The following is a 20,232-nucleotide window of genomic DNA, read 5'->3' on the forward strand; positions in this document are numbered from 1 at the left end:
TGCGTGCGCGTCGTCGTCCCCGAGTGTCAGCAGCACCTCGGACGAGCAGCCCCCGCGCGCCCGCGCCACCTGCCCCCGGGGTGCTCCACCACCGCATCTCGTGGAGCGCAGCCATGCCCCGTCGACCCTCCCGCCACCCGCACGACCGACCGACCTCCCGCCCGGCCGCCGGCGGGCGGCACGAGCTCGGCCAGAACTTCCTCCGTCACCGCCCCACCGTCGACCGCTTCTCCGGGCTCGTCGCGGCGACGTCGGGCTCGATCCTCGAGATCGGCGCCGGCGACGGGACCCTCACCCGAGCGCTCGCCACGCTCGACCGGCCGCTGACGGCGATCGAGATCGACGAGCGGCGCGCCGACCGCCTCCGCCGCACGCTGCCGGGCGTGCGCGTCGAGCACGCGGACGCCCTGCGCGTGCCGCTCGACACCGACGTCGTCGCCGGCAACGTCCCCTTCCACCTCACCACGCCGATCCTGCGCCGCCTCCTGGCGGCGGGTTCGTGGCGGTCCGCGGTCCTGCTCACCCAGTGGGAGGTGGCCCGCAAGCGGGCCGGCGTCGGCGGGGGGACGATGCTCACCGCCCAGGGCGCCCCCTGGTTCGAGGTCGCCCTCGAGTTCCGGGTGCCGGCGCGGCACTTCTCCCCGGTCCCCAGCGTCGACGGCGGCGTGCTGAGCATCGAGCGCCGGGAGCGCCCGCTCGTCCCGCACGGGCAGCGCCGCGGGTACGAGCGGTTCGTCCGGTCCGTGTTCACCGGTCCGGGCGGCCGCCTCGACCGCGTGGTCGAGCGCGCGACCGGGGCCTCCCGACGCGCCGGGCAGCGGGCGCTGTCCGACGCCGGGATCCCCCTCAGCGCCCTGCCCCGCGCGCTCGGCCCGCACCAGTGGGCGGCGCTGTGGCGGGCCGTCCGGCGGTGACCGGCGAACGGCCCGTCAGATCACCTCGCGCACCCGGCGGCTGCGCCGCAGCAGCGCGGTGAGCGTCCAGCTCGCCGTCACCGAGACCGCGAACGCGAGGAGGAACGTGAGCACCGGCGCCGCGTCGAGCGGACCGAGCAGCGCCACCACGCCCACGACGACGGGCGCGTGCAGGACGTAGACGCCGAAGGCGTGCCGGGTGAGGAAGCGTCCCGGCGCCGTCGACCGGCTCGCGAACCGCTCGAACACCCGCAGCAGGACGAGGATGACTCCCGTCGCGAAGAGGGAGTCGAACAGGGCGAACCCCAGGTGGGCGGGATCGGCGCCGGGGGCCACCGGGTCGGTGGCGTCCAGCGTCCGGTACCCGCCGAGCGCCATCGGCACGAGGGACGCGGCCACGAGGGCGATCCCGAGCGTCGCCGCCCGGCGCGGGACGTCGCTGAACCAGCCCCGGCGGTAGGCGAGGATCCCGACGGCGAACAGCGCCACGTACTGGGGCACGTGACCGGGGCTGGGGATCCCGAGCACCGGGAGCATCGAGCCGATCGGGAACGCGATGCGCCAGGCGTAGGACACGACGCCGAGCCCGATCGCGAACGCGAGGACCTGCCACGGGCGGGGGAACCGGCGTGCAGGGTCGGCCGCGGTCCCTGCCGGGCCCGGCGTCGGGGCGCCCGCGAGCGTCGTGCGGTCCGGGCGACCGGCACCCGGCCAGCGGTCGCGGACCAGGGCGTACGCGAGCGAGAGCACCAGGAGCGAGAGGACGAACCACATGGGTCCGACCTCCCAGTCGGTCAGGTAGAACACCCAGTACGGGTCACGCTCGGCGACCGGCTGGTCGAGGTAGGTCGGCAGCGTGTACAGGGGCCGCAGGAGCAGCATGAACGCCACGAACGGCAGGCCGAGTCGCCGGACCCGGTCGAGGGCCCACCGCCCCGGGCCCCGGCGGTCGACCGAGCCCGGCGCGAAGTAGCCGGACAGCAGGAAGAACAGCCCCATGAAGTACGACTGGTTGAGCAGCACGAGCAGGTCGAGCGGGAGTGCCGCCGCCTCGGACGACGGTTCCTGCCAGTTCGGCCAGATCCCGAGGTTGCCGTAGGCGAGCGCCACGTGGTGGGCGACCACAAGCAGCGTGCCAAACACGCGGAGATGGTCGATGTGGACGAGTCGTGCGGTGGTGCGGGCGGGTGAGCGCGCGCGGGTGGTGCCGGAGGCAGGCATCAGTACTCCTCCTCGACGATGCGGATCAGCTCCTCCCGGGTCAGACCGAGGGAGCGGTAGTAGTCGACGTTGGTGCGGAAGCGCTCGACGGCGAAGGTGTGCCGCTTGGCGCTCAGCCCGTCGGCGGCGTGCTCGGAGACGTACGCACCCTTGCCCGGGCGCGTGAAGATGAGGTCGTCGGCCTCGAGCAGCTCCCACGCCTTCTTGATGGTGATGACGCTGATGCCGAGCTCCCTGGCCACCGTGCGGATGGACGGGAGCAGCTCGCCGGCGGCGAGCCGTCCGTCGAGGATCTGCGCGGTCAGCTGGGCTCGGATCTGCTCGTAGATCGGGTCGGTGCCGCGCGGGGAGATGACGATGTCCACCGCGCCAGGTTCGCTCACAGGTTGACGCGGTCGAACGCGCGGGCCGCCCACCGGTACGACGCGGCGGTCAGGCCGACGAAGGCGACGGCGCCCACCGCCAGGACGATCAGCTGCGGGCCGAGGTCGGCGGCGTCGAGCGTGTCGAGGACGCCGGCCGCCCCGGGGACCAGGGCCACGGCCAGCTCGGCCGCCGCGTAGGACCCGAAGAACGCGATCCCCGCGAGGACGCCGTGCCGCCCGATCCGGTGCCCGGTCCGGAAGTACCCGGGCAGGAAGACGATGTTGAACAGTCCGTAGGACAGCAGGACGAACCCGAAGAAGGCCGGGTTGCCGTCGAGCCCGACGGCGTTGCCCCCGGGCTGGAGCTGGGCCACCACGACGGCGACCAGCGCCAGCGCGGCGAGCTGGACCAGCTCCACGGCACCGACGATGAGGTGCTTGGCCAGCACGAGGCGGTCCCGTGCGATCGGCAGCGAGATGCTGAAGACGTGGTCCCGGTTGGCATTGGCCTCGGAGAACGCGATGAACAGGGCGAGCATGAAGTAGCTGACGCCGATGATCATCGGGTAGTGCGGGATGAGGTTGAACAGGGTCAGGGCGGCGAACCCGAGGTAGACGGGCGGCACGACGAGGCGTGCCTCCTTGTACATCAGCGTGGCGGTGCTCATCGCGCTCCCTCCAGCTCGTAGAAGACCATGAGGTCCTCGAGGTTCGGTCGTTCGGTGCGGACGTCGGGCGGCATCTCGGCCAGGTCGGCGGTGCGCACCAGGCCGGAGAAGCCGAACGCGTGGTCGCGGCGGGCGATGAGTCGGCCGCCGAGGTCCTCGGTCAGCTCCTCGCGTCCGCCGCCGACGAGCCGGTGGTTCTCGATGAGGTCATCCTTGGTGTCGTCGGCGATGATGCGTCCCTCGCGGATGAAGACGATGAGGTCGGCGATCTTGTCGAGGTCGCTCGTGATGTGCGTGGAGAACAGCACGGCATGCTCGCCGTCGTCGACGACCTCCTGCAGGACCCCGAGCAGCTGGTCGCGGGCGACGGGGTCGAGCCCGCTCGTCGGCTCGTCGAGGAGGATGAGGCGCGCGCCGTGGGAGAGCGCCATCGCGACGCCGAGCTTGACGCGCATGCCGGTCGACAGCTCGCTGATCCTCTTGGTGTCGTCGATGCCGAAGCGCTCGAGGTAGCCGGCGAACGTGCGGGCGTCCCAGTGGTCGTAGAAGCGTCGGTGGACGTCGACGACGGTGCGCACCCGGTGCTTCGGGTAGACGTCGACCGGGCCGAGCGAGGCGCCGATGCGCTGCTGGGACCGGGCCTCGTCGGCGTAGATGTCACGACCCTCGAACGTCACCGTGCCGGCGTCGGGCCGCACGATGTTGAGGATCGACTTCAGCGTCGTGGTCTTGCCGGCCCCGTTCACGCCGATGAAGCCGGTGATGTAGCCGGGTTCGATCGAGAAGGACACGTCCTCCAGGTCGAACCCCGGGTAGTGCTTCGTCAGTCCGTCGACGACGAGCATGGTCCACCTCCTGCGTTATTGCTGTGCATAGACAGTAGACACAGTGGGGACCGGTCGGGTCAATCCCTTTCGGGCGGTTCGTCCGTGTGGCGCGCCGCACGAGAGGCCCGGGGCGCGTCGCCGGGGGGACCGACGGCGTCGGTCGCGGCGCGGGTGATCCCGCGGTCCTCGGAGCCCTCACACTCGGTGGCGGGGCCGAGGCCCGGGCCCTCGCGCGCCGCGGTGCGGCCGGAGCCGAGCCGCTGCAGGACGGCGTCGAGACCGAGGCCGATGAGCATGCCAGCGGCCACCCCGATCGCCACCGAGACCAGGGGGTGCCCGCCGACGAGCGCGTGCGCCCACACACCCAGCGTCGCGGTGACGCTCGCCCACAGCGCGGCGGCGGTGGCCGCAGCCGGGAGGAAGCGCCGCGGCGGGAGGCCGAGGGCGCCCGCGCCGACGTTGATCGCGACCCGGCCCACGGGGACGAACCGTCCGGCGACGACCATCGGCACACCGCGACGGCGCAAGGTGCGACCCGCCGCCTCGACCGCGGCGGCCCCGCGCGCGCCGCGCAGGCCCGGGATGCGCCCGACCGGGACGAGCCGTCCGAGCAGGTAGGCGGTCGTGTCGCCGAGGAACGCACCGAGCGCGGCCGCGAGCACGAGGGCGACGACGTGGACACCGTCGTCGTCCACGGCCAGCACGGCGGCGGTGACCAGGACGGTCTCGCTCGGCACGGGTGGGACGAGCCCGTCGACCATGGCGAGGCCGAGCACCGCGGCGAGCAGCCACGGCGAGCCGGCGAGCGCCGTCGCCGCGTCGGCGAGCTGGCCGACGACGTCCATGCCCGCGCCCTCCCTCTCGCGACGGGTGGCAGGAACACGGCCCGGGCTCCCTCCGCCGGAGCTCCGTGAGGCGGTCGCGGCGCGGGGTGCGCCGGGGGCCGGGCCGGACGTTCACGCTAGGTCTGCGCCCCGGACACTGTCGTGGGATTTCCGGGCCCGTTGCGGCATGCGCCGACGACGGCCGACGCCCGGGCACGGTCGCCACCGCGCCGGGCCAGGCGAGCACCGCGCCTAGGCTGGCCGCATGTCCGCCGACGAACGCATGGCCGTCTTCATCGACTACGAGAACCTCGCCCTCGGCGCCCGCGACCACCTCGGCGGGATGACCTTCGACTTCGGCCCGATCGCCGACGCCCTGGCCGTGCGCGGCCGGACCCTGACCCGGCGCGCCTACGCCGACTGGTCCTACTTCGACGAGGACCGGCGCGCGCTCACCCGCCACCAGATCGAGCTCATCGAGATGCCCCAGCGCATGGGCGCCTCGCGGAAGAACGCGGCCGACATCAAGATGGTCGTCGACGCGATCGAGATGGCGTTCGAGCGGGACTACATCTCCACCTTCGTGCTGTGCACGGGGGACAGCGACTTCTCCCCGCTCGTCCAGAAGCTCCAGGAGCTCGACAAGCAGGTGATCGGCATCGGCGTCGAGCTGTCCACCTCCCGCATGCTGCCCCCGGCCTGCGACGAGTTCCTCTTCTACGACCGGCTCGAGGGTGTCGAGCCCGGTGACGAGCCCCCGCGGGGCCGGTCCGGGTCGGGTCGCCGGTCCGGTCAGGGCGGGTCCGGTGCCGGTGCGGCTGGCGGTTCGGCGGGCGCCGGCTCGACGTCGGACCCCCAGACCTCCGGCTCGGCGACCGCGTCCTCGACGAGCGGTGCTGCCGCGGCGTCGGGCAGCGCGGGCGCGGGCTCGTCGTCCTCGTCGGCCACTGCGGCACTACCCGACGCCGAGCCGGACGAGCCCGTCGACGCCGAGGACGGCGCGGACGAGGCACCCGCCGGCGCCGCCGAGCCGCTGGACGTGCGCGTGGCCCAGACGATCGCCGGTCTGGCGACGACCTCCGACTCGGTCACCGCCTCGGTCCTCAAGCGGGCGCTGCTGCGCAAGGACCCCACCTTCAGCGAGTCCGACCTCGGGTTCCGCTCCTTCGGGGAGGTGCTCAAGCACCTGGCGGCGCGCGGCGTCGTCGACCTCTCCCCCGGCCCGGCGGCGGGCGACCCCGAGGTGTCGCTGCCGGAGCACGGCGGGCTGGACGACGTCTTCGAGCTGCTCGCCGAGCTCGTGGCCGAGGGCGACGGGTACGACGACGACGCCGTCGCGCTGTCCGGGCTCAAGGACCGGCTGCGCAAGCGGCGGCCCGACTTCAGCGAGAAGTCGCTCGGCTACCGCAGCTTCCTCCAGTTCTGCCGCGGGGCCGAGGCGAACGGTCACGTCGACCTCGAGTGGGACGACGAGGCCGGCGACTACCTGCTCACCCTGCCGGCCGAGTAGGCGCGGCCGCTGCCTACGCCGGAGCGACCACCCGCAGCCTCGGCAGCTCCGGCACAATCGAGTTGTCGGATCAGCGGTCTCCCCGGAGCTCGTTGAGCACCTCCGACGAGCTGGTGCCCTCGACTCGCTCGATCGTGGTGAGGTCGACCCGCGAAGCGGCCGGCGGGCGGACGTGGCCGGTCGAGACGAGTCGCTCGAGCTCGTTGCTGTCGTTTCTCGGCAGGCGGTGCGCATCGGTTGCCATGTGGTCCTCCTTCAGCGAGCGTAACCAGCCACCATCAGCCAGACCGGGAATGTCAAGGATCCTCACCACCGGAAGTAGAGGATCCTTGACATTAGATGTCGAGGATCCTTAACATCACAGCGTGGTTGCCACTCGCACGCACTCCTCCGACGTCGGCCCGGTCCGGGCCGCACGCAAGGCGCTGCGCCTGACCCAGGCGGAGCTCGCGGAGAGCGTGGGGGTCAGCCGCCACACCGTCATCGCGATCGAGCAGGGCGACTACGCCCCCTCGGTCTTCCTGGCCCTGCGCCTCGCGCGCATCCTCGGCGCCACCGTCGAGGACCTGTTCGGCGCCCACCCGGAGGCGTCGGTCGACCCCGAGGGAGCACCGTCATGAGCACCGAGCCCACCCCCGCCGCACCCACCCGCCGTCGTCACACCACCCACGGCGACGAGCGCGAGCAGGCGGTCGTCAACGAGGCCTCGGCCGTCGGCCTCGTCGCCGGCGTCTGCGCCGGGTACCTCGCCGCGCTCGTCGCGGCGGTCCTCGGCTCGCTGCTGTGGCCGGTCGTCCTCGTGGCCCTGTCGACCGTGTCCTCGCTGGTCACGCTCGTGCGGGCCCAGCGCCGCGGCGTCGACATGGACGAGCTCGCCTCCCGGGCGCCCGGACGGCTGCGCGCCCTCGTGTGGGCGGGCATCGCCACGACGCTGCTGCTCACCCTCGCGGCGATGCTGTTCACCCTGACCACGGGCCACGGGCTGCTCACGGCGCCCGAGCTCCAGGTCGCCGGTCCCGAGGCCTCCGGCGTGGGCGCCTCGCTCGCACGGGGCGCGGTGATCGGTGGGATGGTCGGCGTGGTCATCGCCGTCGTCGCGAGCCTCCGCCCCCGGCGCCGCCGCGACTGACACCGTCCTTCGCCGTCCGCCCGGGCGACGATTCCTCAGGACGGGTCGAGCAGGGCCTGGGCCGCGGCGCGGTGCTGCGGGTCCCCAGTCTCCAGCGCGTAGACGCCGTAACCGACCGGGTTCGCGGCCACGATCTCGGCGCAGTGCTCGGTGAGCCGTGGCCACGTCCGCCCGCCGGCCCGCTCGTAGGCCGCCAGCGTCTCGGCGAAGGCCGCCTGCCCCGCCGTCATGTGGTGCAGCGCCAGGTCCGCCGCCGGGTCGGAGACCTTGGCCGTGGTCCAGTCGAGCACCCCGACCGGGCGCTCCCCGTCGACGAGCACGTGCGCCGGGTAGAGCTCGCCGTGGGTGAGCACCGACCAGGAGGGCCAGTACGAGTCCTCCTCGATCCAGGCCCGCCACCGGTCGCGCAGGGGCTGGGCGACCGTGAAGGACCCCGCCACGCGGGCCACCTGGTCCGCCCAGCGCCGCCGCACGTCGTCGGGGCCCTCGACCGTCAGGCCGGCCGCCCGCGCCTCGCCGACGTCGACCCGGTGCAGCTCGCCGACCAGCGCCCCGAACGCCCGCGCGTAGTCCAGGGACGTCGGGTCGACGTGCCAGATCGGCTCACCCGCGGGGTCGAGGGTCAGGCCGGGCCTGCCGGGCAGCTGCGGGTAGGCGATCAGTCGGTCGGTGCGGATCCGCCAGTCCGGGACGGCGACCGACAGGCGAGGCCGCACGAGGTCGAGCACGGCGGCCTCGTCCCCGATCCTCGCCGCCACCTCGGGCCGGCGCGGGACCCGGAGCACCCAGCGCGTCCCGTCGGCCGCCACGCCGAAGGCGACCCGGTAGTCGAGGCCGATCTCCTCCACCTCGATCGTGGCGGGGTCCAGGTCGAGCCCGTGCTCGGCGGCGAGGGCGACGAGCGCCTCGGACTGCGGATCAGCGGTCATGGTCCTCCAGGGTAGGCCGCGCACCCGCCGCCTCGTCCCGCCGAGGTGGACCGGACCCGTCCCCGACCGACCTCACCGAGGTCCGCCCGGGACGAGAAGGGTCCACCTCGGCGCACGAGCGACGAGGGGACGACCTCGGGGCTAGAAGTCCCAGTCCTCGTCCTCGGTGCTCTCCGCCTTGCCCATGACGTAGGACGAGCCCGAGCCGGAGAAGAAGTCGTGGTTCTCGTCGGCGTTGGGGCTCAGCGCCGAGAGGATCGCCGGGTTGACCGCCGTCTGGTCGGCGGTGAACAGGCCCTCGTAGCCGAGGTTGTTGAGCGCCTTGTTGGCGTTGTACTTGAGGAAGGCCTTGACGTCCTCGGTCAGCCCGAGCGGGTCGTAGAGGTCCTCGGTGTACTGCTCCTCGTTCTCGTAGAGCTCGAAGAGCAGCTCGAAGGTGTAGTCCTTGAGCTCGGCGCGACGCTCCGCCGACGCCTTCTCCAGCGCCTTCTGGTACTTGTAGCCGATGTAGTACCCGTGCACGGCCTCGTCGCGGATGATGAGGCGGATGAGGTCGGCGGTGTTGGTGAGCTTGGCCCGGCTCGACCAGTACATCGGCGCGTAGAAGCCCGAGTAGAACAGGAACGACTCGAGCATCACGGACGCGACCTTGCGCTTCTCCGGGTCGTCGCCCCGGTAGTAGTCCATGATGATCTGCGCCTTCTTCTGGAGGTTCTCGTTCTCCTCCGACCAGCGGAAGGCGTCGTCGATCTCCGCCGTCGAGATGAGGGTGGAGAAGATCGACGAGTACGACTTCGCGTGCACCGACTCCATGAACGCGATGTTCGTGTAGACGGCCTCCTCGTGCTGCGTGACGGAGTCAGGGATGAGGCTGACGGCGCCGACGGTGCCCTGGACGGTGTCGAGCAGCGTGAGCCCGGTGAACACGCGGGTGGTCATCAGCTGCTCGTCCTCGCTGAGCGTGGCCCACGACTGGATGTCGTTCGACAGCGGCACCTTCTCCGGCAGCCAGAAGTTCGAGGTCAGGCGGTCCCAGACCTCCTGGTCCTTGTCGTCGTCGATGCGGTTCCAGTTGATGGCCTGGACCGAGGAGACGAGCTTGAGCTTCTCGGACACGGTGCTCCTTGTCATGCGGCGCGCTTCGCGCGGGATCCGACGGCCCGTGGGGGACGTCCCGGGCGGTCGTCCCATCGTCCCACGAAGCCCCGACGGACTCACCGACCGCCGCGGTGAGGTGCGTCCTCGCCGGCGGCGCCCGGGCCCGGGGCGGACCCGCGCGGAGGGGCGCACGGGAAGAAGGTCCCGCCGGCCCGGCCGTCGGTGCGCCCGCCCGTTCGCCACAATGACCGGGTGACACATACCCCGTACACCGGCGGCCCTGCGCGGCAGGCCGGCGGACCAGCACCGCAGCCCGGCACCCGCGCGCCCGACGGCAGCGTCTGGAACGGCCGGTTCTGGGAGCTCCCGCCCGGCGGCCCGGGCGGACCGTCGGTCGACCAGCTCCGGCAGGACGCGCGTGCCGCGAGCCGCGATCGCCTCGACGCCCGGCGCTCGACCCGCTCCGACCTCACGACGACGACGATCGCGTCGATCGTGCTGGCCGCGGCGGCGGCCGCCGCGGCCGTCCTCATCGACGGCTTCGGGGAGGACATGGACCCGGGGCTCATCGCGACGCTGTCGGCCGGCGCGGGGTACGTGCTCGGAGGCGGGGTGGTCCTCGCCCAGCGCTTCCGTGTGGACGACCGCGAGTGGTACGTCTCCCGCAGCGATGCCCGATCGATGGGCGCGGGCGCGGCGCTCGGGCTCGACGTCCTGCAGGCGCTCCTCGGGTACGCGCCCGCCGTGACGCTGACCGCCGGGGCCGCGGCCGCCGATGAGCGCCTGTTCTCGCTCACGGGGTTCGCCTGCGCGATGTTCGTCGGGATCACGCTCGCCGTGTGGGTCTCGCGCGAGCCGCTGCGCGGCGACGGCCACCGGCGCGACCGCCACTACGAGTGGGTCCACAGGGAGGTCGTCGGTTTCACCCGTCGCGGCCGGGCCGCGCGCTGGTCCCGGTTCCTGCTCGGCGTCGCCCTGGGGGTGGCTGCGGCCGCGGTGGCGGTACTCGTGCCGGTGCCGACGCCGGAGGCCGGGATGATGGCCGGCCTCCTGGTCGTCGGGGCGGTGGCCGGGTGGATCTTCTTCGGCGTCCACGCCTGGTGGGACGCATTCGACCGGCGCAGGTCGCAGCCCACGGACCACATCCTTCGCGGGCGTCGGGAGGTCGAGCGCCGGCAGGCCCGGCGCCGCGAGCGGGATCTCGAGCGGCAGCGACGAAAGGGTGGCGGATGAAGCCGTCGGGAGGCAGGGAACCCTTCGGTCACCCGCACGGGGCGCCCGGCTTCCGGCAGGACCCCTGGCACGGGCAGGGTCCTTGGTCCGGTCAGCAGCTTTGGACCGGGCATGCTCCAGTGCACGGCCAGGCTCCCTCGTCCGGCCCGACTCCCTGGCACGAGCAGGGTCCCTCACCCGGGCGCCGGCCATGGGCCTCGGCCCGCTGGGACGTCGCGGCCATGACGGCAGTGGCTGCCGTCGGAGTCCTCGTCGCCGTCCTCCTGGCCACGGCGCTGATCGACGACGCCGGCAACCTTCGGTTCGAGCCCCGACGCGGACCCGACGGCGCCTCGGGTGCGGCCATGACGGCCAGCACGGTCGGTCTCCTCGTGGGCGCCGTCGTGCTGTGGCCCTACCGCCGGTGGCGCAACGGTCGCAGCTGGTACGAGGGCCGCGGGGACGCCCGGTCGATGGGGCTCGGGGCGTGCCTGCTCGTCGACCTCGTCCAGGTGGCGCTACTCGCGCTCCCGCCGGCCGTGGTCCTGCTGAGCGTCGACGTCACCCGGCACCGGGCGGTCGGCCTCACCGCGATCATGGTGGCCACCTGGCTGCTCGCGGTGCGAGCCGTCACGGCGCACAACTGGGCGGGCGAGGCGACGACCCGACCGGGTGATCCGCGCCCGCTGGTCGACCGGAGCCGCGGCGCGAAGGTCGCCCGGATCGCCCTGGCGTGGCTGACGGCTCCCGCCGGCCCGGTCCTCGGGCTGCTGGCCTTCGACGAGACGGACTTCATCCTCGCGGGCACGATCGTCGTGGCGATACTGGTGCCGCCGATCAGTCTGCTGTGGTGGTTCCGGACGCGCACACCACGCACCGAGGGGCGCAGGCACCGCCCCGGCAGGACCTGACGGCACCGGACGACGCACCGGTCGGCCAGGCCGGACGACAGACCCCTGGCACCCGCGCGCGTCCGTCATAATGTGCCGGTGACACACACCTCACCGCCCGGCGGGCCGCCACCGCTGCCCGGCGCGCGTGCGCCCGACGGCAGCGTCTGGAACGGCCAGTTCTGGGAGCTTTCCCCCGACGGCGGACGCAGGGGCGCGCACGTCGCCGACGAGATCCGCACGGCGACGACGCCCGGCCGGCGCGAGCGCCGCATGGGGCTGCGCCGCACGATCGCGATCACGGTCGGTGCGCTCGTCGCCACGGTCGCGGCGGTGGTCGCGCTGCCGCTGCTCGGCGAGGTCCCGGAGTTCGTGGGCACGACCTTGGACGAGGTGGCCACCGTGGGCGGGATCGCCGTCGTCGCGCTCGTCGTGTACTGGCTGGCCCTGCTCGTCATGCCCTACCGCCGGTGGTCCGAGGGCGGGCGCGGGGTCGGTGAGCCGCAGAGCCCCTGGCTCGACCTGCTGCGCGGGGCCCTCGCCCTCGCGCCGGCCGCCGCGGTCTCAGCGATCGGGCGCGCCACCGACGACCAGATGCTCGCGCTCGCGGGCGCCCTCGCAGCCGGGTTCTTCGGCTACGTCGCCGCCCTTCGTCTCCCGAGGATCCTCATCGACTACACGGGCAAGATCGAGCGTGACCTCAGCCGGCGGACCCGATGGTCGCGGGCGCTCGTCGCCCTGCTCGTCGGCGCGGCAAGCCTGGTGCCGGTCCTGCTCGTGCCCGGGTACGGCGCGGAGGAGCTCGTGCTGGGCGCGACCATCCTGGGGGTCGCTCTCGTGGTGACGTGGGTGGTCGTGTTCCTCGCCCACGTCCTTCCGGTGGGTTTCTGAGCAGGTGAGCTCGGTCAGCTCTCGGTCTCGGAACCGGCGTCCTCCGAGCCCGACTCCGAGCCGCCAGAGCTGGCGGTGCCGTCGAGGACGGAGTCGACGTAGTCGGGGTTGTCCTCGAGCCACTGGTCGACGGCGGCGTCGTTGTCGTTTCCGCCCATGTCGTTGAACATGATGTTCTCGAGCGCGGCCAGCTGCTCGTCCGTCATCGCGAAGTTCTCGATGATCTCGGCGACCTCCGGGAACTCCTCCGAGAATCCGGCGGTGCCGTACGAGTAGATGTTGTCCGTGTCGTCGATCGTCCCCTCGGGGTCCTCGAGGTCGCGGATCGGGAACGCGTCGTAGGCCCAGTGCGGCCGCCACAGCGTGACCACGATGTTCTCCCCGGCCTCGGTGGCGGCCCGCACCTCGGTGAGCATCGCCGTCGTCGAGGAGGTCACGAGCTCCATGCCCTCCAGGCCGTAGGTGGGGATGACCTCCTCCTCGGTCAGGGAGGTGAGCACCGCCCCGGACTCGATCCCCACGATGCGGTCGCCGAACTCCGCCGAGTGCTCGGCGAGCTCGGCCAGCGAGGTGATGGGGGCGTCCTCGTTGACGGCGATGGTCATCGGGGCGTCCTCATACCACATGCCGATCTCCTCGACGCTGTCCCCGTACTCGGCCATGTGGGGCGCGTTGGCCTCCGGGAGCCAGACGTCGAAGTTGAGGTCGTAGGTGCCCTCGGCCAGCCCGGTCCACAGCACCGCCATGTCCACCACCTCCAGCTCGACCTCGTAGCCCTCCTCCTCGAGGATGTGCTCCCAGAGGTGGCCCGAGGCCAGCGCCTCCTCCCAGCCGGCGGGGATCCCGATGACGACGGGCTCCTGGTCGGCCCCGTCGTCACCGCCGCAGGCTGTCAGCAGGAGGACGCCCGCGCATGCCGCGGCGGCCGTCATGGTCTTCGTCGACCTGGTCATCGTGTCCTCGTCTCGTGGGTCCTGCCGGGGCGCCGGGGCCCCGGTGCGGGGCCCACCGACGGCGCGCGGCCCGCCCCACGGATGGGGCGGGCCGCGTCGTCGTGCTCGGACCGTGCCTCAGGGCCCGGTCCAGGTGTTCGGCCTGAGGCCGGTCAGCTCTCGGTCTCGGAGCCGGCGTCCTCGGACTCGGTCTCGGAACCGGCGTCCTCGGACTCGGACTCCGAGCCGGCCTCGGAGTCGCCGGACCCACCGCCGGAGACGACCGAGTCGATGAAGTCGGGGTTGTCCTCGAGCCACTGGTCGACGGCGGCGTCGTTGTCGTTGCCGCCCATCTCGTTGAACATGATGTTCTCGAGCTCGGCCAGGTCCTCGTCCGGGAAGGTGAAGCCGGCGATCCACTCGGCGACCTCGGGGAACTCGCTGGAGAACTCCGCGTTGCCGTAGGTGTAGATGTCGTCCGGCTCGCCGAAGGCGCCCTCGGGGTCCTCGAGGTCGCGGATCGGGAAGGCGTCGTAGGCCCAGTGCGGCCGCCACAGGGTGACGACCACGTTCTCACCGGAGTCGATCGCCGACTGGAGCGCGGCCAGCATCGCCGTGGTCGAGGAGATGACGTACTCCATGTCCTCGAGACCGTAGGTCGGGATGACCTCGTCGGTGGTGATGCGGGTGAGGCCGGCGCCCGGCTCGATGCCCTCGATGCGGTTGTTGAACGCGTCCGCGTTGTCGGCCAGCTCGTCGAGCGAGGTGATCGGGGCGTCCTCGTTCACGGCCATCGTCAGCGGGGCGTTCTCGTACCACATGCCGAGCTCTTCGAGGTCGTCGCCGTACTGCTCGATGTAGTCGGAGTGGGTGTTGGGCAGCCACGTGTCGAAGTTGAGGTCGTAGTCGCCCTGGGCCAGGCCCGTGAAGACGACGCCGGCCTCGGCGGTCTCGAGGGTGACGTCGTAGCCCTGGTCCTCGAGGATGGCCTGCCACAGGTGGGAGACGGCGATGCCCTCCTCCCAGCCGGAGTGGACGCCGATGGTGATCTCGCCGCCGGCGCCGCCGGCGTCGCCGCCGCCCTCGCCGCCGTCCTCGCCGCCGTCCTCGGAGCTGGTCTCGCCGCCGCCGTTGTCGCCGTTGTCGCCGTCGCCCTCGTCGTCGCCGCCGCCGCAGGCGGCCAGCGTCAGCGCCAGGGCGGAGACGCTCGCGACCGTGGTCACAAATCTCTTCGTGGTTCGCATGTCTCTCCTCTTTCTTCTTCGGGTCGTTCGCGCGCGGGGGATGCGCCGTTCAGTTCGGTGGGATCAGGACTCGCCGGCCAGCTTGTTGGCCCGGTTGACGGCGCCGTGCTGCGCCAGGGACGCGGTGAGCCGGTCGAGGTACATGGCCAGGATGACCACGCCCAGTCCGGCCTCGAAGCCGAGGCCGATGTCGATGCGCGTCAGCGCCTGGTAGACCTGCTGGCCGAGCCCGGGGGCGCCGACCATGCCGGAGATGACCACCATCGACAGGGCGAGCATGATCACCTGGTTGACGCCGGCCATGATGGTCGGCTGCGCGAGCGGCAGCTGGATCTGACGCAGGATGCGGCCCGGCGTGGAGCCGAAGGCCTGGCCGGCCTCGACGACCTCCCGGTCCACCTGCCGGATGCCGAGCTCGGTCATGCGCACGGCCGGCGGCAGGGAGAAGATGATCGTCGCGACGATGCCGGGCACCTCACCGGTGCGGAAGAGCACGACCGCCGGGATGAGGTACACGAACGCCGGCAGCGTCTGCATGAGGTCGAGGAAGGGCCGGATGACGGCCGAGGCGCGGTCGCTCAGGCCCGCCCAGATGCCCAGCGGGATGCCGATCAGCACCGCGATGGCACTGGCGACCAGCACCAGCGCGAGCGTGAGCATCGCGTTGGTCCACTGGTCCATGCCGTAGATGAGCAGCAGCCCCACCAGCGAGCCCAGCGCCAGCTTCCAGCCCTTGGCGAGGAACGCCGCGAGGACGAGCGCCGCCATGATCAGCCAGAACGGCGGGTTGCTGAAGACGACGACCAGCCAGTCGTAGACCGTGCTGAACACGAGTCCGATGAGGTCGAACAGGGCCGAGAGCGTGCTGGTCAGCCAGTCGACGGCGGAGCGTGCCCACTCGCCGACCGGGACGCGGAAGAGCAGGTCGTCGTTCATCGCGTCTCCTCGTCGGTCGCGGTGGTCGTGGCCGTCGGTCCGTCAGCATCGGGCGCCTGCGCGTCCGCGGCGACGAGATCCTCGGCGGGGGTCCCGTTGTCCTCGAGGTCGCTGGGCACCATGGCCTCGAGCAGCGCCACTCGGGGCACGACGCCGAGCAGGCGGTCCTTGTCGTCGGTCACCGCGACGGCGAGGCGCGCCTCGGCCGCCGGGGCGAAGACCTCCGAGATCGGGGTGTCGACGTTGACCGCCGAGTTGTCCTCGTGGATGTAGGGGGTGATCGTGTCCTCCCTGCGGCGCTGGGCCTCGAGCAGCTCCTCGTCGTAGACGGAGCCCATGAGCGTCTGCGTGCGGTCGATGACGTAGGCCGCCGAGACCTGGTTCTCGCGCAGGGTGCGCAGGGCCTCGCCGGGCCCGTAGTTCGCCCACACGGTCGTGGACGGCCGGGTCATGAGGGAGCCGGCGGTGATGACGCGGGAGCGGTCGACGTCGGCGATGAAGCGGGCGACGTACTCGTCGGCCGGGTCGGACAGGATCTTCTCGCCGGAGTCGATCTGCACGATGCGGCCGTCGCGCATGACGGCGATCCGGTCGCCCAGGCGCACGGCCTCATTGAGGTCGTGGGTGATGAAGATGATGGTCTTGCCCAGGCGGGTCTGAAGCTCGACGAGCTGGTCCTGCATCTCGCGGCGGATGAGGGGGTCGAGCGCCGAGAAGGCCTCGTCCATCAGCAGGATCTCGGTGTCCGCCGCCAGGGCGCGGGCCAGGCCCACCCGCTGCTGCATGCCGCCGGAGAGCTGGGCGGGCACGGAGTCCTGCCAGCCGCCCAGGCCGGTCAGCTCGACGACCTCCCGGGCACGCTCGAGGCGCTCGGAGCGCGCCACGCCCTGGATCTCCAGGCCGTAGGCGGCGTTGTCGAGCACGGTGCGGTGCGGCAGCAGCGCGAAGTGCTGGAAGACCATCGACACCTTGCGGCGGCGGATCTCGCGCAGCTCGGCGCCGGAGGCCTTGGCGATGTCGGTCCCGCCGATCTCGATGCTGCCCGAGGTCGCCGGGTGCAGGCCGTTGAGCGTGCGGATGAGCGTGGACTTGCCCGAGCCGGACAGGCCCATGACGACGAAGATCTCGCCGGGGTTGACGTCGAAGCTGGCGTCGATGACCGCGGCGGTGCCGAGGTGCTTGATCTCGTCGCGGTCAGCGCCCTTCTCCAGGCGTTCGACGGCGCGTCGTCCTTGGCGGCCGAAGACCTTGTAGACGTTGCGTGCGCTGAGTGCGACCATCTGTCCTCCGTGCTCCGAGCCCGTCCGCGGTACGGGCGCACCGCGGTTGTCCATTCTGTACGGACCAGGCCTCTCGTCGTCACGAGCACACGCCAGGCCGGCGACGCGTCCGGGGGGACACGCAGCCCGTCGGGGCGGGGCGCACCCGCGTTCGGGCGCGGACGAGCAGCGCTGTGACCTGGACAGGGTTGCCCGAGCCCGCGGGGATTGCAAACACCGTCGGCCGCCCCGCACGCTCCCCCGAGGGCGCGGGATCCGCGGGATCGTGCGGGAAAGTCGTCGTCGGACGCCGCATGCCAATCGTTAGCCCATTGTGACCCGGAGCGCTCCTTCGGTGACCCGGACCACGTTCGCGGTCACGAACCGTCCATCGAGATCGACTCGTCGAGGAACTCGTTGGTGTAGAGCTCGTCGGGGTCGAGCGAGTCGAAGCCGATCGCCCCCTCGGCGTGCAGGATCGGCACGTAGGTGTCGACGATGTCCTGCATGCGCTGCGGGTCGAAGGCGCCGAAGGTGCCCGAGGCGGGGTCGTCGTGCACGAGGTCCTCCTCGAGCTGGGTGCGCACCGAGTACTCGGCCACCCCCTCGGAGTAGGTCCAGGACAGCTGGTAGGCGGTGACCAGCTCGACGATGAGGTCGTTGGTCTCCTCGGGATCGGCGAGGAAGTCGATCTGCGCCTGCTGCATGACCGGGACGAGCCGCTCGAGGCAGTCGGCGAGCTCGTCGACCCGGTCGGCCCGCACGGCCAACGGGCCGGGGTAGGTGGAGTGCCCGACGTCGGCCATGAGCCCGGCGGCCACCGGGCGGGACCACTGCTCGACCTCGTGCTCGTAGACGTAGGGCTCGTTGGTGATGAGCCCCTGCTGGACGATGCTCGGGTCGGACACGAACCGGGCCGGGGTGCCCTCGTAGCTCGCGTCGGACCGGGACAGGTCGAACGCGGTGTTCTCGGCCAGCAGCGTGGGGAGGACGGTGCCCATGGTCACCACCGTGGCGTCGGTGGCCAGGATGTCCTCCACCGTCTCGGCCTCGGGGTACGTCTCGGGGTCCCACATGAGGATCTGCGGGGAGTCGGTGATCTGGGAGACCACCGCCACGGTGGGCTGGGCCTCGTGGTTGGCGATCGCGGAGTCGGTGTTGACCGCGCCGAGGGTGATCTCGTCGTCGAGGTACATGAGCGCGGCCACGGACTGGAAGCCGACGTTGGGGCCGCCCGGACGGACCTCGATCTCGACGCCGGTGTCGGTGCCGCCGGCCACCAGGGAGCCGGTGACCGTCTTGTTCTCGGCGTCGATCTCGCGATCGGCGCCGACGAGGTGGTACATCGCGCCGTGCTCGGACTGGGGCTGCCAGTCCTGCTGCATGACGACGGTGGCGGGGCACACCTCGGCGAGGTCGAGGGCGCTGCCGGGCTCGGCGGCGCTGGCACCCGGCGCAGGCCCGTCGTCGCCCACCTCCTCGTCCCCGCCGCCGCACGCGGCGAGCACCGCGCTCAGGCCCAGCGCGACCACCACCGCCACCCTCGTCGTCGGGCGTGCGGTCCGTCGGTCCGCGGGGGCGGTCCAGGTCTGGCGTGTCACGGGGGGCTCCGAATCTGCCGCGTCAGGCGCGCGGCCCGTACCGGCGGGTGATGAGCAGGTTGTCGAGCAGGGCGAACAGCGCGAAGACGGCGACGCCGAACAGGGCGGTCAGCGTGATCGCGGTGAACAGGGCGTCCATCTGCAGGCGCAGGGTGTAGGTACGCAGGAGGCCGCCGATCCCGGCCGGCCCCTGCTGGAAGAAGTAGTCCCCGACGAGGGCGCCGATGACCGAGAGCCCGGCGGCGGTGCGCAGGCCGGTGAACATCGAGGGCACGGCCGCCGGGAGAGTCAGGGAGCGCAGCCGCTCCCACCGGCTCGCCCCGTGCAGGGTGAAGAGGTCGTGCGCGGAGGCGCCGGCCGAGCGCAGGCCGAACAGCGTCGTCGAGATCATCGGGAACAGGGCGATGATGACGCACACCGTCACGCGGGCGGGGAACCCGTAGCCGAACCAGATCCCGATGAGGGGCACGAGGGCGAGGATGGGGATCGTCTGCAGGATGACGGCGTAGGGGTAGAGCACCTTCTCCACCCAGCCGGCCAGGGACATGAGCACGGCCCAGGCCACCCCCAGCACGACGGCGAGGGCCAGGCCCGCCAGGGCCACGACCACCGTGTTCCACAGGGCGTCGAGCATGGGGCGCATGACGAGCGGGTCGCCGAGCGCCCCGGCGTAGACCTCGTGCGGGGGCGGCAGGAGGAAGCGCTGCCCCTCGGGCAGGACGAGGTAGGAGACGACGTACCAGATCGCCACGATGCCGGCGACGGCGACGACGATCGGCCAGGTCGCCGCGAGCACGCGCCGGCCGAGGGGGCGTCCGGCCGGGCCCGGCGCGGGCAGGGACGGGCTCACGCCGTCGGGCGGGGCGTCGTCGGGGTGGGGCGCGCTCATGCGTGCTCCTCCAGGGCGGCCGAGACCTGGCCGCTGAAGGCCGCGAACTCGGGCTCGTAGCGGATCGACGGCGGGCGCGGGTACCCCCAGGGCACGGGCAGGTCGGCGACCACGCGGCCGGGGCGCCCGCTCATCACCACGACGCGGGTGGAGAGGTAGACGGCCTCGGGCACCGAGTGGGTGATGAACACCGAGGCGAAGCCGGCGCTGCCGAACAGGCGCAGCAGCTCGGTCTGCATGGTCAGGCGGGTGATCTCGTCGAGCGCGCCGAAGGGCTCGTCGAACAGGGCCAGGGCGGGGTCGCGGACGAGGGCGCGCGCCAGGGAGACGCGCATGCGCATGCCGCCGGACAGCTCGCGCGGGTAGCGGTGCTCGAACCCGTCGAGGCCCACGAGGGACAGGGCGCCCTGCGCGTCGCGGCGGCGCCTCGCGCGCGGGACGCCGCTGAGCCGGCCGGCGAGCTCGACGTTGCCCAGGGCGGTGCGCCACTCGAGCAGGGTGGGGTCCTGGAAGACGTAGCTCACCCGGTCGGTGCCGGTGGACAGGGTGCCGGCGGTGGGTCGCTCGAGCCCGGCGGCGAGGCGCAGGAGCGTGGACTTCCCGCAGCCCGAGGGGCCGACGACGGTGACGAGCTCGCCGGGGCGGACGGTGAGGTCGAGCCCTTGCACGGCAGTGGTGCCGGTGGCGAAGGTCTTGGTCACCCCGCTCAGGGTGAGGGTGGGGTCGCCGGCTGGCGTCGGGGGCAGCCGGTCCTCGGCTGGGGCCGTCATCGTTGTGCTCTCGGTCGGGGTCACGGTGCCAGGCGGACGCCGGGGCCCGCGGCCCCGACCCGGTCCCGCGTCTACCGTGCCCACCCCGTCCAGGTGCCGCCCGTGGGGCGGCTCGGGATGACG

At 72.4% G+C, this 20,232-nt stretch carries 22 protein-coding genes; 7 read left to right on the forward strand and 15 right to left on the reverse strand.

Features of this window, described 5'->3' with window-relative positions:
- Nucleotides 1–113: 113 nt before the first annotated feature.
- The gene (gene erm / locus AC3D3D_RS08250; protein WP_463663149.1) at nucleotides 114–914 is read left to right on the forward strand and encodes a 23S ribosomal RNA methyltransferase Erm; all 801 of its coding nucleotides are present in this window, start codon (nucleotides 114–116) and stop codon (nucleotides 912–914) included.
- Nucleotides 915–929: 15 nt separating this feature from the next.
- On the opposite strand, the gene AC3D3D_RS08255 is transcribed toward erm, so the two are convergent.
- From AC3D3D_RS08255 to AC3D3D_RS08275, 5 genes are read right to left on the reverse strand one after another with little or no spacing between them, the layout of a single operon-like run.
- The gene (locus AC3D3D_RS08255) at nucleotides 930–2,135 is read right to left on the reverse strand and encodes an acyltransferase family protein (protein ID WP_463663150.1); all 1,206 of its coding nucleotides are present in this window, start codon (nucleotides 2,133–2,135) and stop codon (nucleotides 930–932) included.
- A complete protein-coding gene (locus AC3D3D_RS08260) occupies nucleotides 2,135–2,518 on the reverse strand; it encodes a GntR family transcriptional regulator (protein ID WP_463663151.1) in 384 nt (127 codons plus the stop codon). The genes AC3D3D_RS08255 and AC3D3D_RS08260 overlap by 1 nt, the downstream gene beginning before the upstream one ends.
- Nucleotides 2,515–3,168: an ABC-2 transporter permease gene (locus tag AC3D3D_RS08265; RefSeq protein ID WP_463663152.1), complete on the reverse strand. Its 654-nt coding sequence runs from the start codon at nucleotides 3,166–3,168 to the stop codon at nucleotides 2,515–2,517. The genes AC3D3D_RS08260 and AC3D3D_RS08265 overlap by 4 nt, the downstream gene beginning before the upstream one ends.
- Nucleotides 3,165–4,013 carry an ABC transporter ATP-binding protein gene (locus AC3D3D_RS08270; RefSeq protein WP_463663153.1) on the reverse strand — a complete coding sequence of 283 codons (849 nt, stop codon included), beginning with the start codon at nucleotides 4,011–4,013 and terminating at the stop codon, nucleotides 3,165–3,167. The genes AC3D3D_RS08265 and AC3D3D_RS08270 overlap by 4 nt, the downstream gene beginning before the upstream one ends.
- 59 nt (nucleotides 4,014–4,072) lie before the next feature.
- On the reverse strand, nucleotides 4,073–4,840 hold the full coding sequence (locus tag AC3D3D_RS08275; protein ID WP_463663154.1) for a DedA family protein: 768 nt from the start codon (nucleotides 4,838–4,840) through the stop codon (nucleotides 4,073–4,075).
- Between the two features lie 244 nt (nucleotides 4,841–5,084).
- On the opposite strand from AC3D3D_RS08275, the gene AC3D3D_RS08280 reads away from it, so the two are divergent.
- Nucleotides 5,085–6,329: an NYN domain-containing protein gene (locus AC3D3D_RS08280; protein ID WP_463663155.1), complete on the forward strand. Its 1,245-nt coding sequence runs from the start codon at nucleotides 5,085–5,087 to the stop codon at nucleotides 6,327–6,329.
- A 70-nt stretch (nucleotides 6,330–6,399) separates the two neighbouring features.
- On the opposite strand, the gene AC3D3D_RS08285 is transcribed toward AC3D3D_RS08280, so the two are convergent.
- Nucleotides 6,400–6,573: a hypothetical protein gene (locus AC3D3D_RS08285; RefSeq protein WP_463663156.1), complete on the reverse strand. Its 174-nt coding sequence runs from the start codon at nucleotides 6,571–6,573 to the stop codon at nucleotides 6,400–6,402.
- Nucleotides 6,574–6,694: 121 nt separating this feature from the next.
- On the opposite strand from AC3D3D_RS08285, the gene AC3D3D_RS08290 reads away from it, so the two are divergent.
- Both AC3D3D_RS08290 and AC3D3D_RS08295 read left to right on the forward strand, forming a co-directional pair.
- Nucleotides 6,695–6,949: a helix-turn-helix transcriptional regulator gene (locus AC3D3D_RS08290; RefSeq protein WP_463663157.1), complete on the forward strand. Its 255-nt coding sequence runs from the start codon at nucleotides 6,695–6,697 to the stop codon at nucleotides 6,947–6,949.
- Entirely contained in the window at nucleotides 6,946–7,458 is a 513-nt protein-coding gene (locus tag AC3D3D_RS08295; RefSeq protein ID WP_463663158.1) for a hypothetical protein, read from the forward strand. Before AC3D3D_RS08290 ends, AC3D3D_RS08295 begins: the two co-directional genes overlap by 4 nt.
- Before the next feature lie 35 nt (nucleotides 7,459–7,493).
- Here AC3D3D_RS08295 and AC3D3D_RS08300 read toward each other — a convergent pair whose 3' ends face one another.
- Both AC3D3D_RS08300 and nrdF read right to left on the reverse strand, forming a co-directional pair.
- Nucleotides 7,494–8,387, reverse strand: a complete 894-nt coding sequence (locus AC3D3D_RS08300) for a macrolide 2'-phosphotransferase (RefSeq protein ID WP_463663159.1) — start codon at nucleotides 8,385–8,387, stop codon at nucleotides 7,494–7,496.
- Nucleotides 8,388–8,528: 141 nt separating this feature from the next.
- Nucleotides 8,529–9,503, reverse strand: coding sequence for a class 1b ribonucleoside-diphosphate reductase subunit beta (gene nrdF / locus AC3D3D_RS08305; RefSeq protein WP_463663160.1), 975 nt, complete (start codon nucleotides 9,501–9,503; stop codon nucleotides 8,529–8,531).
- A 234-nt stretch (nucleotides 9,504–9,737) separates the two neighbouring features.
- Between nrdF and AC3D3D_RS08310 the strand changes: the two genes are divergently transcribed.
- The 3 genes from AC3D3D_RS08310 to AC3D3D_RS08320 all read left to right on the forward strand — a co-directional run bounded on the left by AC3D3D_RS08310 (nucleotide 9,738) and on the right by AC3D3D_RS08320 (nucleotide 12,478).
- Nucleotides 9,738–10,718 carry a hypothetical protein gene (locus AC3D3D_RS08310; RefSeq protein WP_463663161.1) on the forward strand — a complete coding sequence of 327 codons (981 nt, stop codon included), beginning with the start codon at nucleotides 9,738–9,740 and terminating at the stop codon, nucleotides 10,716–10,718.
- A gap of 221 nt (nucleotides 10,719–10,939) precedes the next feature.
- Entirely contained in the window at nucleotides 10,940–11,608 is a 669-nt protein-coding gene (locus AC3D3D_RS08315; RefSeq protein ID WP_463663162.1) for a hypothetical protein, read from the forward strand.
- Between the two features lie 78 nt (nucleotides 11,609–11,686).
- Complete coding sequence (locus tag AC3D3D_RS08320; RefSeq protein WP_463663163.1) at nucleotides 11,687–12,478, forward strand: hypothetical protein; 792 nt, start codon at nucleotides 11,687–11,689, stop codon at nucleotides 12,476–12,478.
- A 14-nt stretch (nucleotides 12,479–12,492) separates the two neighbouring features.
- On the opposite strand, the gene AC3D3D_RS08325 is transcribed toward AC3D3D_RS08320, so the two are convergent.
- The 7 genes from AC3D3D_RS08325 to AC3D3D_RS08355 all read right to left on the reverse strand — a co-directional run bounded on the left by AC3D3D_RS08325 (nucleotide 12,493) and on the right by AC3D3D_RS08355 (nucleotide 20,109).
- Nucleotides 12,493–13,431 carry a glycine betaine ABC transporter substrate-binding protein gene (locus AC3D3D_RS08325; protein WP_463663164.1) on the reverse strand — a complete coding sequence of 313 codons (939 nt, stop codon included), beginning with the start codon at nucleotides 13,429–13,431 and terminating at the stop codon, nucleotides 12,493–12,495.
- Between the two features lie 152 nt (nucleotides 13,432–13,583).
- The gene (locus AC3D3D_RS08330; RefSeq protein WP_463663165.1) at nucleotides 13,584–14,654 is read right to left on the reverse strand and encodes a glycine betaine ABC transporter substrate-binding protein; all 1,071 of its coding nucleotides are present in this window, start codon (nucleotides 14,652–14,654) and stop codon (nucleotides 13,584–13,586) included.
- 63 nt (nucleotides 14,655–14,717) lie between these two features.
- Nucleotides 14,718–15,590, reverse strand: a complete 873-nt coding sequence (locus tag AC3D3D_RS08335; RefSeq protein WP_463663166.1) for an ABC transporter permease — start codon at nucleotides 15,588–15,590, stop codon at nucleotides 14,718–14,720.
- Nucleotides 15,587–16,870, reverse strand: coding sequence for a quaternary amine ABC transporter ATP-binding protein (locus AC3D3D_RS08340; protein WP_463663167.1), 1,284 nt, complete (start codon nucleotides 16,868–16,870; stop codon nucleotides 15,587–15,589). Before AC3D3D_RS08340 ends, AC3D3D_RS08335 begins: the two co-directional genes overlap by 4 nt.
- A gap of 356 nt (nucleotides 16,871–17,226) precedes the next feature.
- Complete coding sequence (locus tag AC3D3D_RS08345) at nucleotides 17,227–18,450, reverse strand: hypothetical protein (protein ID WP_463663168.1); 1,224 nt, start codon at nucleotides 18,448–18,450, stop codon at nucleotides 17,227–17,229.
- Between the two features lie 22 nt (nucleotides 18,451–18,472).
- On the reverse strand, nucleotides 18,473–19,339 hold the full coding sequence (locus tag AC3D3D_RS08350; protein ID WP_463663169.1) for an ABC transporter permease: 867 nt from the start codon (nucleotides 19,337–19,339) through the stop codon (nucleotides 18,473–18,475).
- Complete coding sequence (locus AC3D3D_RS08355) at nucleotides 19,336–20,109, reverse strand: ABC transporter ATP-binding protein (protein WP_463663170.1); 774 nt, start codon at nucleotides 20,107–20,109, stop codon at nucleotides 19,336–19,338. The genes AC3D3D_RS08350 and AC3D3D_RS08355 overlap by 4 nt, the downstream gene beginning before the upstream one ends.
- Nucleotides 20,110–20,232: the final 123 nt, after the last annotated feature.

It is taken from the genome of Georgenia sp. X1117 (assembly GCF_057784635.1).